Source organism: Caulobacter sp. (assembly GCF_017744445.1).
Classification (GTDB): Bacteria; Pseudomonadota; Alphaproteobacteria; order Caulobacterales; family Caulobacteraceae; genus Caulobacter.
Genome location: NZ_JAGIBH010000067.1, coordinates 1 through 1128, shown reverse-complemented (window position 1 = coordinate 1128; position 1128 = coordinate 1). Strand labels below are relative to the sequence as shown.

At 71.7% G+C, this 1128-nt stretch carries 2 protein-coding genes; both read right to left on the bottom strand.

Going from position 1 to position 1128, the window contains the following annotated elements:
• Positions 1 to 201, bottom strand: a 201-nt coding sequence (gene rpsO / locus J7528_RS23635) for a 30S ribosomal protein S15 (RefSeq protein WP_291879734.1), incomplete at its 3' end; no start/stop codon positions are given.
• A gap of 191 nt (positions 202 to 392) precedes the next feature.
• Positions 393 to 1128 (bottom strand): tRNA pseudouridine(55) synthase TruB (locus tag J7528_RS23630; protein ID WP_291879733.1); only part of this gene is annotated, 736 nt, incomplete at its 5' end.

Here is a 1128-nt window from a genome sequence, read left to right as displayed (position 1 = left end):
GCACCAGGCTGGCCGAAGCCTTCCAGGTCCGCGACAAGCTGCAGCGCCGCGACGGCTGTGGTGATCCTTCTTGTGCGTCTTGAAGTGCTCGGTCAGCTGCTCGATGCGGGCGGTCAGCAGGGCGACCTGGACTTCCGGCGAACCGGTGTCGTTGGCGCCGCGCGCGTTGTCGGCAATAACCTTCTGGGTGTCGATGGACATGGTGTTTTCTCTTGGATGCGAGGCCTGCAGGAACGCGTGCGCGCACCGCCTGACCCGCCGCTTGCGGAAGGCCGTCCCCAGCCCCGATGGGAGCCAGCTGGACGGAAAGGGATTGCCCTGAAAAAAGGCGCGCAAATTGTAACCGCCGGCACCTTTGTGGACAAGGCGTTAGGCGCACTCCCCGCGTCGGCTCAGCCCGGCCCGGCCCCGCTGCGGAACAGCCGTTGCGGGGAAAGGCGCCCGTCGTGGTCGATGCAGGCCAGGCCCAGCGGGGTTCCGTCGGATGTGAAGACGCCGGCCGGTTCAGCCGGCGCCCAGGTCCAACGCAGGCGCTGGCCCTGGCCGAACCGCGCCGCCGACGGCGGTGCCAGCTCGACCCGCGGGAAATCGGCCAGTCCGGCCGCCAGGGGCAGCAGGCTGGCTTCCAGCGCCGCCTCGCCGCCGTCGGCCGCCAGGGCCTCCAGTGCGGCCAGGGAGTGCATCCGCGGCTGCCTGAACGGATCGACCCACAGGCGGCGCAGGCCGGCGATATGCGCCCCGCAACCGAGCGCCTCGCCCAGGTCGCGGGCCAGGCTGCGGATGTAGGTGCCCGAACCGCAGGTCACGCGCAGGCGCAGGCGGTCGCCGGTGAACTCGAGCAGTTCCAGCGCATGGACCACGACCTCGCGCACCGGCGCCTCGATCGCTTCGCCGCGACGGGCCCGGGCGTACAGCGGCTCCCCGCCCTGCTTGAGCGCCGAATAGACCGGGGCGCGCTGCTGCAGGGTCCCGGTGAACGGGAGCAGCGCCGCTTCCAGCGCCGCCCGCTCCAGCGCCGGCACCGGCCGCTGCAGCAGGACCTGGCCATCGGCGTCGTCGGTATCGGTGGTCGCGCCCAGGACGATGTCGGCCTCGTAGGCCTTGTCCGAGCCCAGCAGCAGGCCGGCC